The organism is Serratia sp. YC16, assembly GCF_009707615.1.
Taxonomy (GTDB): domain Bacteria; phylum Pseudomonadota; class Gammaproteobacteria; order Enterobacterales; family Enterobacteriaceae; genus Serratia; species Serratia surfactantfaciens.
Genome location: NZ_WLYN01000001.1, coordinates 1,134,664 through 1,148,415, shown reverse-complemented (window position 1 = coordinate 1,148,415; position 13,752 = coordinate 1,134,664). Strand labels below are relative to the sequence as shown.

The following is a 13,752-nucleotide window of genomic DNA, read 5'->3' as shown; positions in this document are numbered from 1 at the left end:
CGGCGTCATATCGCCGGCTTTTTTGTTGCACGACGGCGGTTTTTCGGCGGCAATCGTACCCCGCAGGGCCGTGATTGCCGCCAGACCGAGGCTCATCGGTTTGAGAGAATGCGTCTTTTGCGCATCGGTTCAGACACTGTCTTCAGAGATCAGCACTTCGGTAATATCAATTCGATGCAGCAGCTTTCTCAGCTTTTCATGGCTGATTTTTTTCATGCGGCGCAATCGATACAGTTCTTCCCTTTCTGCGTGCAAAGAAGCCAGGTACAGCTGCCTTTCGAGCCGTTTCAGCGCCACGATGTTTTTAATATCGTCCTTGGTCAGGATTTTTCGCTGCAGCACGTCCAACATCCGGCGCGTCGTTTCTTCAATCAACTCTGGCGTTGCGTCGTCCGGTGGAGTATCGATCAGCTTTTCCTTCGTTTCATTAACCGCTTTGATGGCGGCACTCGCCAGCGCCTCTGAGACTGAAAACGCTTCTTCCTGATCCTCTTCAGGCGGCGGGTTGCCGCGCAATAGCAAAGGCAAGGTGAGTATGCCGACGACGATCGACAGCAAGATGACGCCAGAAGCGATAAATACCAGCTGATAGCGCCCCGGGAATGGCGAACCGTCGAGCAAGAACAACGGGATCGACAACACGCCCGCCAACGTGACGGCGCCACGAACCCCGGCGAAGGACGCCACGAACAGATCGCGCGTGCTGAATTTCGAAAATAACAGCGGATCTTTGCGCATCAGCTTCGCGCTGCCGAATTTCATCAACCACAGCCAGATAAAACGTACCGCGATCAAACTGAAATAGATGATGGCCACGTAACCCAGCAGTTTCTCCAGACTGACGGAATGATCCATATCGGTTTGCGCCAGGGTGAAGTTCAGGATGCCCGGCAGCTGCAGCCCGAGCAAAATGAACACCATGCCGTTAAAGATAAACTCGAGCATTTCCCATATGTTATTGGTGCGCAAACGCACCAGCGGCATATTGTGATTCACTTTGGATTGGCCAATCATCATGCCGGCGCTGACGGCAGCCAGAATGCCGGAGACGCCGATCTTTTCCGCTATCAGGTAACAAGAAAAGGGGAGCAGCAAAGAGAAGACAATCTGCGTGGCCGAGTCGTTGTACATCCATCTGTGGATGAATTTAACCATTTGATTATATAAAACGACGATAATAATGCCGCAGAGCACCCCGCCAATAGAGACCTGCAGAAAGGTCAGAAAGGCGCTTTCCCAGGTGAAGGCCAATGCGCCGAGCGCAACGGCGATGGAAAAGTTAAGGGAAACCAAACCGGAAGCGTCGTTCATGAGCGCCTCGCCTTCGATCACGCGCATGACCGGCTTGGGCATGCGCCCTTTGCCGACGATGCCGGAAAGCGCGACGGCATCGGTAGGCGACAGGACGGCGGCCAGGGCAAACGCGGCCGCGAGAGGGATAGACGGAAGCAGCAAGTGAATCAGATAGCCCACCCCCACCACCGTGATGATCACCAGCACCAAAGCCAGGCTCAGTATTTCTCTGCCGTAATGAATAAACTCTTGCGCTGGCGTTTTCCATCCGTCGGCAAACAGCAGAGGAGGGATAAACAGCATCAAGAAAAGTTCGGGGTTGAAGTCGATGTGCAGGCCAAATTGCGGCCAGGCCAAAACGGCGCCGACGATGATTTGCACCAGCGGCAAGGGGATTTGGAATGGAAATATTCTCGTCACGACGCCGGACAACGAGACGGTGAGTAATAAGATTAATATGGTGAAGAATGTTTCCATCGGGAACCTTTGGTTGGTTAATTTTTCTCGCCGTTTTCAGGCGCTGCCTGCTTGATGTCTGCCGCCCCGGCAGGCTCGTCCTTCTGCAGGCGGATAAGCTATGTATGGCTCTAGGGCGGCGACCGGTAGCGGCTGCCAGAGTATCGTGTAGTGTCCCCCGGCAGATTCGATCGGCCGGGGGAACGGGGTCAGGATTCAGGAAGCGCAAACGCCATGACGTAATCGCCGGTTTCTTGCGAGTGCGCCGCGCCGCCGACCACAATCACGATGTATTGCCGGCCGGTTTTCGGCGAAACATAGCTCATCGGCGTGGCGCTCGCGCCGACCGGCAGCGCGTACTTCCAGACCTCCTTACCGGTGCTGCTGTTGTAGGCCCGCAGATAGTAGTCCTGGAAGCCGGCGAAGAAGACCAGGCCGCCGGCTGTCGTCATGGTGCCCGCATAGGTGGGCATGCCGACGGGCATTGGCAGGTGTGACCTGATGCCCAACGGCCCCATTTTTTCGGCGGTGCCGGCAGGGATCTGCCAGGCAATCTTCTTGTTTTTGTAATCGACGGCGGTGATGGTGCCGTAAGGGGGCTGGTTACAAGGCACCTCGAGCGGCGACATCCACATCAGCGTGATCATGCCGTATGGCGTGCCGATCATGGGCGATGGCCCATGGCCGTCGATCACTTTTTGCGGATACTGTTTCGCGACGCGCTCATAGTTATCGCGCGCCACTAACCAGAACACATTCGGGATCCGCACATCGTTCATGTAAGCCATGTGGTTCACCGGATCAATCGACATGCTGCCCCAGTTGAGACCGCCTATATTGCCGGGCTGCTCGAGCGTGGGCCGCGTGCTGATTGGGGTCATGGCCCCCTGATAATTCATCCGTTTGAACAAGATGCGGCATGCCATTTGATCAAACAGGGTGGTGCCCCACATTTTCTCTTCGGTAAGGTGTTCCGCGCCGATGGTCGGCATGCCGACAGAAAACGGCTGGGTTGGTGAGAGTTTTTCTTCCGGAGCGGCGCCCCGGGTCGGTACGGCTTGCTCTTCAACCCGTGCCAGCGGCTGGCCTGTCTCACGGTTCAGGTAGAAAATCTGCCCGCGTTTAGTGCCCAACAGGAGGGCGGGCACCGGATTATGCCGATCGTCGAAGCCGTCCACCAGGGCGGGCTGGGAGGCGAGATCGTAATCCCAGATATCGTGGTGGGTCGTTTGGAATTTCCAGCGCTCGCGGCCCGTTTCAATATCGATGGCGACAATGGATGAGTTGTAGTCGTCCGAGTTTTTAGGGCGGTTCATGCCGTAATAGTCGGGTGTCGCGTTGCCGAGCGGTGCGTACAACAAACCCAATTTGTCATCATAGGCGGCGGTGGTCCACATATTCGGGGTGCCGCGGGTATAGGTGCTTCCGGGCGGCGGCGTTTTGGCGATCGCCGGATTGCCTAAGTCCCACGCCCAGTCCAACTCGCCGGTTTTGGCGTCAAACGCTCTGATGACGCCGGAAGGCTCCCCTTTCATCACATTATCGATGACCCAACCGCCGACGATAATTTTCCCCCGGGCGATAGTTGGCGCTGACGTCTGGAAGTAAAATCCAGGTTCGATTTTCCCCATATGCTGGCCGAGGTTAACCTCGCCGTTTTGACCGAATGAGGGGCATTTCTGGCCCGTTTTGGCATCCAGCGCAATGATGCGGGCGTCGATTGTGGTATGAATGATCGTTTTTTCGCACACAGAGCCTGGCGCCGCATCCTCATTCTGGTAGTAACCCAGCCCGCGACAGCGCTGCCAGACCGGGGATGTTGAATGCGAGTCAAACTTCCAACGCGCTTTGCCCGTATCGGCATCTATGGCGGTAATCAGCCCGTTGGGCGTGCAGTTATAGACCAAATCATCAATGGCCAGCGGGGTGTTCTGATCGACGCCCGGCCTGAAATCGCCGGTCCGGTAAACCCAGGCGAGCTTGAGATCTTTGACTGTGGAACGGTTAACTTGATTAAACGGCGCATAGCGCGTTCCTTCCGTCGTGCGGCCATAGGCGCTCCAATCCGCAGGGGCATTATCGCTTTTGCTCTCGATAAAGGTTGCGTTATCAGCAGGCGTTATCGCTCCATGGGGAAAAAAGGCGCCGCTAAAGAAAGCAACGAATGCAACGGACAAAACCGTACCGGCAATGTAAGCCTGTTTTTTCCCCTTAGCGCTGTACAGATGCGAGGGAAGTAAAAACGCGGCGATGATAGAAAGGCCCGCGGGAACCAGCAGACGAGGGAACAGTGCCCAGTAGTTGAGCCCGGATTCCCAAAGCGCCCACAGCGTCGTGATGAAGAACAGCGCAATGGTTAAGTGATAACCCTGTTTGTTGCGTTTAAACACCAGTATCGCGGCTGCGGCATAACCTATCCCTGCGATGGCATAGTAAAACGAGCCGCCGAGGGCAATGAGCCAAACGCCGCCCACGGTTAACGCAACGCCCGAAAAAACCAGCAAGCAAAAGAACGTGATTATTAAAGCTCTCTTTACAACCGATGTTCTAATCATATGTTTTCCTTTGACCTGTCAATCCCATTGGGATCATCATTCCATCGCTCTCAATACGCGAAAACGCCGGCATGAAAGGCACTTTCATCGCCTTGAGACGGTTCACTAACGCTTTATGGCTGCTAAGGTCTTGTTTCGCTTTCCATTTCATGGCGCAGAATGGCGGCCTGGAACCGCCGCCCGAGCGAGATAAAGGTTTTATTGAGCAATGAGGGCGCGTACGTGATTAACGTATGGCTTATCGCATCATTTAATACCGGGTTGAAAACCGTTGCTGAACGGCGCGGCTTTCAGTATTACGGCGAATTTAATACTCTGTTAGACGATATGTGCGCCTGATGAAAGGGCCTCTTTGGGCTAATTATTTAGAGTGATGCGTAATACAGTGCTATTTTAAATAACAGGCTTTTACCGATTTTCACAACCCGTTAAATTCAGTGTAAAGCTTCATTCTTTATCAAGCCGGTGTCGATAAAAACGGCGAAAAAAATGATTCAACGCCATTCTCTCGCCATCGACATAGACAATATAACCTTTCCCGCGGTCGCCGATAGTCACTTTTTCCACATTAACATCGGGGTAGTGTTTTTTTAAATTTTTGGACCATGCGTGAGTGCTCATAATTCTATTTTCCTGACGGGGTTTACTCTTGTTTAAGGCATGTTAATAGCACCGGTGAATACAGGCATCGTGGAAATAAAATATCTTCCCTGTTTAGGGATGTCTACAAGAGGGGGGAGTGGGGTAAAGCGAACGTCAGGCGGTATGACGCGATCGGGGTTTTTCAATAAATCCAATTAAAACAATAAGTTATAACTCAGCCCGCACGAAAGGTAAATTAACATAACTCATTGATATATAAGGTATTGGTATGTTAGTCACATTGCAGTGATTTATCCGCAGATAAACGTTCAACCATTACCATGGCCACAAGATAGAGACCGGACTCGCTTTGCGAAATGATGTTGATGGACTTTCCAATTGGATAAGTCTTAAAATTTGCTCTATTTTAACGTGCGCGCGTGATGCCGCTCGCAAGCTCAATATGATTTTTACTGATTGATATAGATTGCATTAGTAAAGCCTGAGGTCGACGTTGACGTGCCGGCTATTCTGGCATTTTCGTTCCATTTATTTCTCTTTTCCTGGCAGGGAATAAAATAGGGATATAGGTCTTCATCGCTATTTCGCCATTGCCTATTGGGCTAAGGATTTCGATGAGGAAACGATCGACCATGCCCACTTTATTTATCGGGAATGATTTAGTGTAAATACTTTGCGTGAATTGTTGCGCTTCATCGCTCGCGCCTTTAAAAGCGAATTCGGCAAACAGTTGCATATCCTTTTTTCCCTGAACCTCGGCCAGCGAGGCAAGAACGCTGCTGATATCAGCGCCTTCAGGAACATAGGTCGTCTTCAAATAGATGCTAACGTGGTTCTCTTTGTTGGTGCTTGCGCCGAAGTTAAAAAAATTAATCATGCCGCCGTCTGTTGCTTGCATTTTATCAATTGCCGCCAATCGCAGCGCCGAAACCGCGGGGTGGAAGTGATAGATCTCAGCATCGATACAATCCCCTGATTCATCGAAAAATTTTGGCAGGTGGACATAGCGATGTTCGGGTATGCCATCGAGAAACAGCAAGGGGATGGCGGAGGAGACGTCCCAGGATTTACTCTTGCGGTACTGCATCGGCGACGTTCTGAACTGCTTGCGAAACGCTCGGCCAAATGATTGATATGACTGAAATTTTAACTCATTAACGATATGGGAAATGGAGAGGTTCGTCGCTTTCAGCATAAATGCGGCGCGAATGAGTTTTCTGCCCCTCACATAGTTGCCGAAAGTCATTCCCGTTTCATCTTTAAAGGCTTTCTGGATATGCCCGCGTGAATATCCGCTTTTTTCTGAAAGCATCTCAATAGTGAGCTTCTCATTGAACCCACTTTCCTCGACCCAGGCGAGCAGCTCCTCAATGACTTTGGTTATAAACATGCGGGAGCTTCCTTTTAGTTATCTGCCTAATGGTTGCGTCAGGTAAAATAACGCTTTATCGGTAATCAGCGACAGCGGCCTGATTCATTCTCTTTTTTAGGCAATATCCTGAGTATAGAGCGCACGCAATATTAACGCGGCAAATTGAGAAAAATGTACTCAAAAGTGTCATTTGGCAACTAACTGGGTAGGACGAGAGACGGCAAGATGGCGTGACTCAGACAGTGTGGTTTTTCAATTCATTGATTTTTATTTGTTTTTTTTCGTTCAATCCGATCCTGGCAGGATAGGGAACGGGGAGCGGAAGCGCACTTTTTATTCATTGATAGATAAAAACTCTATATGTCTGCCAATTTATTGACAGTAACATCTTTTAGAATCGAAATAATTAACTATGCTATGTTTAAGGGTGAGTGGTTAAGTGATAAATAGGACTAAGGCTGCGCTGCAGAATAATGTCTAATCCAAATTGGGTATCACGGGGGTAATTCCATAACGTGTTTTTGTCTTGATGCCATTATTGGCGTTATTAGATGCGACTTGCCTGAGAATTTCAACTTGCGCGAAAGGTGAATGGCCATCCTATGGTCATGGACAGGTTGTTCGCGCCGTCTGACGCATGGATATATTTGAACAAGTATGGGGATGCCATTTTTCAATAGGAAGCAAACTTAACGGTTTTCTGATGCTAAAAAAGAGAAATGCATTCAATAATAAATATAGCAAGATGACAGGCTTTACTATGGATTGTTCTAACGAGTTCAGACGCAATATTTTAGACGAAATAATCTGCATCATTGAAAAGGCGATAGATACTCAGAGCCATGTTTCAATTAGAGCATTATCCATCAAGTCAGGATATTCCATTGGCCATTTGCAGCGGATGTTCTATTTGTATCAAGGGATGAAGATAGGGACTTACATCAGAAAACGCAGGCTGAGCCGCTCGACGTTGCTGTTGAAACGTACGGATATGAAGATCTATGAAATTGCCTTACTGTCTGGATTTAGTTCTCAACAATCATTTAGCCGCGCCTTTTCAAATCAATTCGGTTGTCCGCCGCGAACATTTAGAACCATGAGCCACTGGCCTTTTGTCAATTATCAACCGATTATTGCTTTCGACAAAGAGCCCTTTCCCAGCAGTATCGTGCACTTGAATTTGCATGAGTATTACGAGAAAAAAAGGCAAGTGCAACTGCTGTCTCCGGTCATGATCCGGGGACAGATGAAGATAAGCTACAAAGACCCAATAACCTGTGGTCTGTACAACTCATCGGCAAGGTACCTTGCAATCCGGCGTAATGAGCACAAGATGAGTGAAAGCGAGTTCATCCTGTCGGCCTATGAAGGTGTTCTGGCTTCATTGGATATCTCCATTACCGAGAGCGTCATGTTTAAAATCCACGATCATTGCCCGGGTGAAAAGGATGACATCAGCATGTGGTATTTCATACCGATTAAATGATCCGGGCTTGTTGCTCGGGCCGAAGCGCGCTGTCTGATTTTTGCCTTGATATCATTGACAATTTTTTTCAGGCCTCCCAATGCCCTATTGGGATGGCATGCGCGTAGCCTGGTGCTCAGGCTGCGGTGGGGAGAGCGAAAAAAAACCGACCGCGAGGGTCGGTAAGCATGGGGTATTCAATAGGTATGACAAACTACGGGTGAAATAGTAGCGCGCGTTGCCATTTTCTCTTTACCGAAAAGTGTTCTCTGTTATCAATAAATAGGTAAAACGTGCTAATTCGGCTCCGCTGGAGATAGTGCTGAGGTCTGGCAAGGTGGTGATGAAATAAAAAAAGCCGGCGATAACGCCGGCGAATGAAACATCGATAATCTCTCTGGGATGCATGACCTACACACGGAAAATAAGGGCATGCACTGCGTATCTAACCTTATCGCTTCGGCATTTTCTTACCAAAAAACGGTATTTATGGTGACGATCAAGGCGGAAGAAATAAAAAAGCCGATCTTTACGATCGGCGAATGCGAAATAACAGGGTAACGTTGGTTGAAAGTGCACATAAAATGATAGCGAGTTAATCCTAGCACTGTCGGTGGCTGCCTATTTTACCTAAAAATGTGTTTATCGCGCCTCCTGGTCTGGCGCTCTTGTTCAGATAAGTTATTAATCGATATGCTATCCGTCCTCTGTGAATCTGCCGAAACAGCCGCAGGATAATGGCGTAAACTGCCGCCTAAGCGACAGGATAACGGTGAGTTTTGATTTTATTTTATATTTACGCACTGAAACATTTATTCATCCAGTTAACATCTGGACATATCTCTTGGCGATGCGTTGACGAATAATTCAAATTACAAAAATTGCCTCATTAAACGAATATTTAGATACTCGCTGTACGGCTTGGCCAGCGCTGACACGTTATTAAATTCTGAGCATACAGAAAGATGCCCCTGTAGGTATCGTCACGCACTCTGGATAGGACATCGCCACCATGGGCTCTTTTTTTAAGCAGGTCTATCGCTATTCCCACGCGCGCCCTTATCGGCATAACGAAAATCTTTGGCCCTATGTGAAGATCGCGCGCGGCGAAGGAGGGGAAATCACCGCCTTGTGGTATAAGCACCGGTCGGTGCCGATCGTCCCGTTGAGCGAACTGCGCAACAGCTGCCGGGGAGAGGCGTTGTTGACGGCCACCGGCCCGTCGGTGAAGCAGCTGCGCTTCGAAAATATTCCCGCCATGCCCGCCATCGGGGTCAACGGCGCCTATTTTCTGCAGCGGCAGGTGGATTTTCGCTTCTACGTCATTGTGGACATGGGCTTTATCGATAGCCGCCCGGAGATCGTGCGCGACGTCATTCAACGGCGGGAGCTGACGTTATTCACCACCGTGCACGGCGTAGCCCGCATTCTCGATCGATTTGGCCAGGCGGCGATCGGTTGCCGTTTGGCGATTGTCGAAGATGCGTCCTGCAAGATTTACCATCCCCGGATCGACAGCGGTGCGCTGTGGGATCACTACTGCCGGGAAAGCGGCGTGGTTTTTGCCGCCGCGTGCCGCACGCTCGGCTTCAGTCAGGATATTCGCTGCGGCGTTTTCGATGCCGGCACCGTGGCCTACTGGGCGCTGCAAATCATCGCCTATCTCGGTTTCAAGCAGCTGTTTATCGCCGGGCTGGACATGAACAACTTCCACCAGCCGCGTTTTTACGAGACCGAGCAAGATCGGTTGCCGACATTCCTGGCAGACAAGGTAGAGTCGCTGGTGATCCCCGCTTTCCGGCACGCCGGCGCGATCATGAAAAAGCAGCAGATCGCGATAAAAAATCTTTCCCTGCACAGCGCTATCGACAGCGATATCTTCGAGAAGGTGGACGGCAATGTTTACTTTCAGCAAGCCTGAGCAATTTTATCGCCTCGGCAGCGCGTTGTTTTTAGCCTTTGCGTTTTTCAGCGCGATATTTTGCGGCCAAACCCGCGTCAACAATCTGTTTCACCTGGCGGCGCTGCTGTGGCTGGCCGCGGTGTTTACCTGGCCGCCGCTGCGGCGGCAGTTGCTGAGCAACCGCAGGGCACTGTGGGGCGGCGGATTGGCGCTGATGTTTCTGCTTTATTATTCCCTCAGCGCCCTGTGGAGCGAGACGCCGGGCGACTTACCGTCGGCCCTGACCCACAGCGCCTATATCCTGCTGTATCTCGCCTGGCTGGTGACACTGCTTGACGGTGAGCGACGCCATCAGTTGCAGTGGGTGATGTTGGCCGGCATTGCGGCGCTGTGCCTGTATTTGACGCTGGTCGACGCCCCGTCGATTTATCATCTGCGAGAAACCACCCCCCGCAATCCGGGGCCGAGCAACGTGATCGATCTGGCCGGTTACGCCGCCATAGCCATTTTGCTGAGCCTGATGATTTTCCGCGACACCGGGCAGAAGGCGGCGCTGTGCTTTATCCCGCCGCTGCTGGCGTTCATGGTGCTGACGCAAAGCCGCGGTCCGTTGATGGCGCTGGTGTTTGCGCTGGTGGCGACGATGCCTTATCGACAGCGGCCGGGAAAGTGGCTGTGGATCCTGCTGCCCGGCGTGCTGGCGGTGGTTTTCGCCGTCGTTTACAGCGCGATCGGCGAGATGCTGCTCACCCGCTTTGGCGAGCTGTACCAACAGAGCTTCGTGCGCATCAGCATTTGGCGCCATAGCCTGAGGCTGATCGAACAGGCGCCGTTCTTCGGCTACGGCTTTGATAAGCAGCTTAACTTTCTCAATTATACCGGCGAGCTGAACCATACCACGCACAGCCTGTACCTCGGCGCCTTGCTGAAGGGCGGCGGCGTGGGTTTTCTACTGCTGTTTGCGTTGCTGGCATACGGTGCGCGGCTTGCCTTTGCGCACTGGCGCGCAGGACGGCGTTGGGAGGTGGCCATGTTTCTGTTTATGCTGGTATTCTACAGTTCGCAGGGGATGTTTGTGATCGCCAATCCGGCGGAGTTTTGGTACCTGTTCTGGCTGCCGTTGGCGATGCTGTTGTCGCAGCCAAAGCGGTCGCCGATCAGACGGGTGCGGGCGGCAGCGCCGCCAGCGTCTTCTCCAGCACCCGTTCCGCCTCGATGATACTGAGTGGTTGGCGGCGCTGGGCGGCATCCAGCGCGGCGCTGTCAACCGGCACATACATCACCTGGTGCCGCTCAGGGTCCTGATAGGGGCCGGTATGCTGCGGATTGGCAGTGACGAACAGGCTGACGGTGGCGGTTTTCAACGCCACGGCGAGGTGCAGCGGGCCGGTATCGCCGGTCACCAGCACCTGCAGATTGGCGATCACCGCCAGCAGTTGCGGCAGCGTGGTCGTGCCGATATGGCTTACCACCCGCTGTTGCTGTTCCTCGCTCAGGCCCGCCATAAATTCCCGCTCGATGTGGCGCTCCGCAGCGCTGCCAATCAGCTCGATCTGATAGTCGGCGGAGTGCGCCAGCAGCCGTTGCGCCAGCTGAACAAAACGTTCGACCGGCCAGCGGCGCAGCGTTTCGGAGGCGCCCATCTGAAAGCCGATCAGGATCTTGCCTGCCGGTTTTGCGCGCGGCGGGAAAGCGACGGGAATGAACATCTCCGGGTTATCGGTGCGGCAGCCCAGTTGCCCCACCATATCCAGCTTGCGTTGGATCAGATGGCCGCCGGTGCTGCGGCTGACGCCGGTCAACCAGCGTTCCATCCCGCTCGGCTTATTGCCGTAAAGGTCTTTAAACAGGTAGCGGCAGCCGGCGGCGATGGCGACCAGCACGTCGTAAGGCGCCTTCGAGTGCAGGATGATCGCCAGCTGCGGCCGGTTTCTTCGCAGCCGGCGGATCACGCTCAGCATGTATTTGGCCTTGTGATCCCAGTAAATCACGTCATGAAAGCAGGGGCTGCCCTCGACCAGTTGCCGGTTTTTATGGCTGGAGACTAAGGTAATTTGCGCGCCGGGATAGCGTTCATGCAGCGCTCGGATGGCGGGCGTATTGAACATCAGATCGCCGAGGGCGCTGGTGGAGAAAATCACGATGCGCTCAAACGGGTGCTGCGGATCGAAACTCGCTGCTGGCCGGAAATTGCCCGCGATGCGGGTATAAAGACGTAAACCGGCGTTGGCCGCCGCTATTTTCCACTGTTTCGACATTGCAGTTCGCTTCCGTTTGAGAAAGGCGGCCACCGTCTGGCGCCGCGTCGTATCATACAAGCGCGGCAATGGCGGGCCAATGGCCCGCAACAGATTGCGACAGATGCTAACGTTATGCTTGCAATTGCTGCGCCGCGCCTACTCCTCCCAGACCTGCGTGCTGCGCGGGCTGTCCATCTGATAATCCGAGTAGGGGCGGGTGAAGATCTCGCGCCCCAGCGCGCGGGCGGCCTGCAGCGGGTTGCGCGGATCGCGGGCGATTTCGCCGCGTTGGTTGCCGGCGCCGTGCACCAGCCCGACGAATTCAGAGTGGGTGTAGCGGCTGAACTCCTGAAGTTGATGCACGATACCCAGCGCCGCGCCGGGGTAGGTCTCTTCCGATGCCACCGCCAGCCCAATGCGCTTGCCGCTCATGCGTTGATGCACCTCCGCCGCCTGAGGGTAGGCGTTGGAATAGAAACTGAACGAGCGATCGAAAAAGGCCTTGGTTTGTGCCGACATGCCGTACCAGTAAATCGGCGTGCAAAACACCGCGCCGTCGGCCGGCAGGAAGTGTTCCAGAAACAGCTCGGCGTAGCGATCGGCCGGCGCCGGCGTATGCCGCTCGTCGCTCAGAAAACCGCTCAGGTAATCATCGAGAAAATGCAGGCTGGCGGACGTGCCGGCTTCGGCGGCGCCCGCCACGATCGCCTGCGCCAGCGTGGCGCTGTTGCCATCGCGGCGCGGGCTGCCGACCAATACCACCAGACGCTTGGGTTGATGAGTTGTATTCATGTCATATTCCTTTTTGTTAAGCGATTTCAGCCTTACTTTAGAAACTAACGTTGGCAGACGACAAATGACGGCTTTTCTGCCAGGATGAATTCAATTCACCTTTAGGGATTTCACCATGTTCGCCACGCTGCCCGTCAACGCACTGCGCACTTTTGAATCCGCCGCTCGTCTGCACAGCTTCAAGCTGGCGGCGGCCGAGCTGGCGGTAACGCCAACGGCGATTTCACACCAGATAAAAGCGCTGGAACAGCAGCTGGGATTTGCGCTGTTTCAGCGGCTACCGCGCGGCGTGCAGCTGACGGCGAAAGGGGAAACGCTGTTTGCCGGAGTGCACGGCGCGCTGCTGGATGTCGCCGCCACGCTCGAGGGCCTGCGGCCGCAGCCCAGCAGCGGATCGCTGTGCGTCTCGGTGACGCACTCTTTCGCGGCGCTGTGGCTGGTGCCGCGCCTGGGCCGTTTCTACCAGGCGCATCCGCACTATCTGGTGCGCCTGGAGGCCTGCGCCGAGGTGATCGATCTGCAGCAGGACGCCAGCGTGGACGTGGCGGTGCGCTACAGCCGCGCGCATTATCCCGCGCTGCATCAGACGGCGCGCCTGGAGGAAAACTTTGGCGTCTATGCCGCGCCGGGGCTGGCCGCCGCTCCGCCGGAAAATCCGGTGCTGATCACCGTCAAGTGGGGGGATTCTGCGCTGTACGACAGCGGCTGGCATGACTGGTGCCGAGCCGCGGGCGTAGACTGGTGGCAGCGCCATGCGGCGATGCGCAGCTATCACGAGGAGCATTACGCCCTGCAGGCGGCGGTGGCCGGACAGGGGCTGGTGCTCGCCAGTTCGGTGATGGTGTCCGATATGGTGGACAACGGTCTGTTGGTGGCGTACCGGCCGGAGGTGAGCGTACCGGGCGCCGCGTACAGCGTGTTGTGCGCACCGGGGCGCGAACGGCATCCGCCGGTCAGGGCATTCCTCGCCTGGCTGCAGCAGGAACTGCCGCAGGGCAATGGCACGAAATAAAAGTTTTATCGTCCTAAGCTGTGGGAATATCAGCGAACTTTTGTTTTTACTTCACTGCGAG

10 protein-coding genes are annotated in these 13,752 nt (G+C 53.9%); 4 read left to right on the top strand and 6 right to left on the bottom strand.

Translation table 11 applies throughout. From position 1 onward, the window contains the following. Positions 1-129: 129 nt before the first annotated feature. From GKN89_RS05385 to GKN89_RS05370, 4 genes are all read right to left on the bottom strand, one after another. Complete coding sequence (locus tag GKN89_RS05385) at positions 130-1,770, bottom strand: Na+/H+ antiporter (RefSeq protein ID WP_154746486.1); 1,641 nt, start codon at positions 1,768-1,770, stop codon at positions 130-132. A 188-nt stretch (positions 1,771-1,958) separates the two neighbouring features. Further along, positions 1,959-4,304 carry a membrane-bound PQQ-dependent dehydrogenase, glucose/quinate/shikimate family gene (locus GKN89_RS05380; RefSeq protein ID WP_154746485.1) on the bottom strand — a complete coding sequence of 782 codons (2,346 nt, stop codon included), beginning with the start codon at positions 4,302-4,304 and terminating at the stop codon, positions 1,959-1,961. A 447-nt stretch (positions 4,305-4,751) separates the two neighbouring features. Beyond that, positions 4,752-4,925 (bottom strand): hypothetical protein, encoded by a 174-nt coding sequence (locus GKN89_RS05375; RefSeq protein WP_154746484.1) that lies wholly within the window; start codon positions 4,923-4,925, stop codon positions 4,752-4,754. Positions 4,926-5,412: 487 nt separating this feature from the next. Beyond that, on the bottom strand, positions 5,413-6,297 hold the full coding sequence (locus GKN89_RS05370; protein ID WP_154746483.1) for a helix-turn-helix domain-containing protein: 885 nt from the start codon (positions 6,295-6,297) through the stop codon (positions 5,413-5,415). A gap of 619 nt (positions 6,298-6,916) precedes the next feature. Here GKN89_RS05370 and GKN89_RS05365 point away from each other — a divergent pair. The 3 genes from GKN89_RS05365 (at position 6,917) to GKN89_RS05355 (ending at position 10,866) form a co-directional block, all read left to right on the top strand. Further along, on the top strand, positions 6,917-7,765 hold the full coding sequence (locus GKN89_RS05365; protein WP_230328921.1) for a helix-turn-helix domain-containing protein: 849 nt from the start codon (positions 6,917-6,919) through the stop codon (positions 7,763-7,765). A gap of 991 nt (positions 7,766-8,756) precedes the next feature. Then, the gene (locus tag GKN89_RS05360; protein ID WP_154746482.1) at positions 8,757-9,665 is read left to right on the top strand and encodes a sugar glycosyltransferase; all 909 of its coding nucleotides are present in this window, start codon (positions 8,757-8,759) and stop codon (positions 9,663-9,665) included. Next, on the top strand, positions 9,643-10,866 hold the full coding sequence (locus tag GKN89_RS05355; RefSeq protein ID WP_019452486.1) for an O-antigen ligase: 1,224 nt from the start codon (positions 9,643-9,645) through the stop codon (positions 10,864-10,866). Before GKN89_RS05360 ends, GKN89_RS05355 begins: the two co-directional genes overlap by 23 nt. Here GKN89_RS05355 and GKN89_RS05350 read toward each other — a convergent pair. Then, positions 10,805-11,905 (bottom strand): glycosyltransferase family 9 protein, encoded by a 1,101-nt coding sequence (locus tag GKN89_RS05350; protein ID WP_154746481.1) that lies wholly within the window; start codon positions 11,903-11,905, stop codon positions 10,805-10,807. The two genes, GKN89_RS05355 and GKN89_RS05350, sit on opposite strands and share 62 nt — an antisense overlap. 138 nt (positions 11,906-12,043) lie before the next feature. After that, positions 12,044-12,679, bottom strand: a complete 636-nt coding sequence (locus GKN89_RS05345) for a flavodoxin family protein (protein WP_019452488.1) — start codon at positions 12,677-12,679, stop codon at positions 12,044-12,046. Positions 12,680-12,794: 115 nt separating this feature from the next. Between GKN89_RS05345 and GKN89_RS05340 the strand changes: the two genes are divergently transcribed. Further along, entirely contained in the window at positions 12,795-13,691 is an 897-nt protein-coding gene (locus GKN89_RS05340; protein WP_154746480.1) for a LysR substrate-binding domain-containing protein, read from the top strand. Positions 13,692-13,752: the final 61 nt, after the last annotated feature.

Bases quoted from the DNA above. Each gene is read 5' to 3' on its own strand.
- GKN89_RS05355 (WP_019452486.1), top strand. From the start codon at position 9,643: ATGTTTACTTTCAGCAAGCCTGAGCAATTTTATCGCCTCGGCAGCGCG.
- GKN89_RS05380 (WP_154746485.1), bottom strand. From the start codon at position 4,304: ATGATTAGAACATCGGTTGTAAAGAGAGCTTTAATAATCACGTTCTTT.
- GKN89_RS05350 (WP_154746481.1), bottom strand. From the start codon at position 11,905: ATGTCGAAACAGTGGAAAATAGCGGCGGCCAACGCCGGTTTACGTCTT.
- GKN89_RS05375 (WP_154746484.1), bottom strand. From the start codon at position 4,925: ATGAGCACTCACGCATGGTCCAAAAATTTAAAAAAACACTACCCCGAT.
- GKN89_RS05370 (WP_154746483.1), bottom strand. From the start codon at position 6,297: ATGTTTATAACCAAAGTCATTGAGGAGCTGCTCGCCTGGGTCGAGGAA.
- GKN89_RS05345 (WP_019452488.1), bottom strand. From the start codon at position 12,679: ATGAATACAACTCATCAACCCAAGCGTCTGGTGGTATTGGTCGGCAGC.
- GKN89_RS05385 (WP_154746486.1), bottom strand. From the start codon at position 1,770: ATGGAAACATTCTTCACCATATTAATCTTATTACTCACCGTCTCGTTG.
- GKN89_RS05365 (WP_230328921.1), top strand. From the start codon at position 6,917: ATGGATATATTTGAACAAGTATGGGGATGCCATTTTTCAATAGGAAGC.
- GKN89_RS05360 (WP_154746482.1), top strand. From the start codon at position 8,757: ATGGGCTCTTTTTTTAAGCAGGTCTATCGCTATTCCCACGCGCGCCCT.
- GKN89_RS05340 (WP_154746480.1), top strand. From the start codon at position 12,795: ATGTTCGCCACGCTGCCCGTCAACGCACTGCGCACTTTTGAATCCGCC.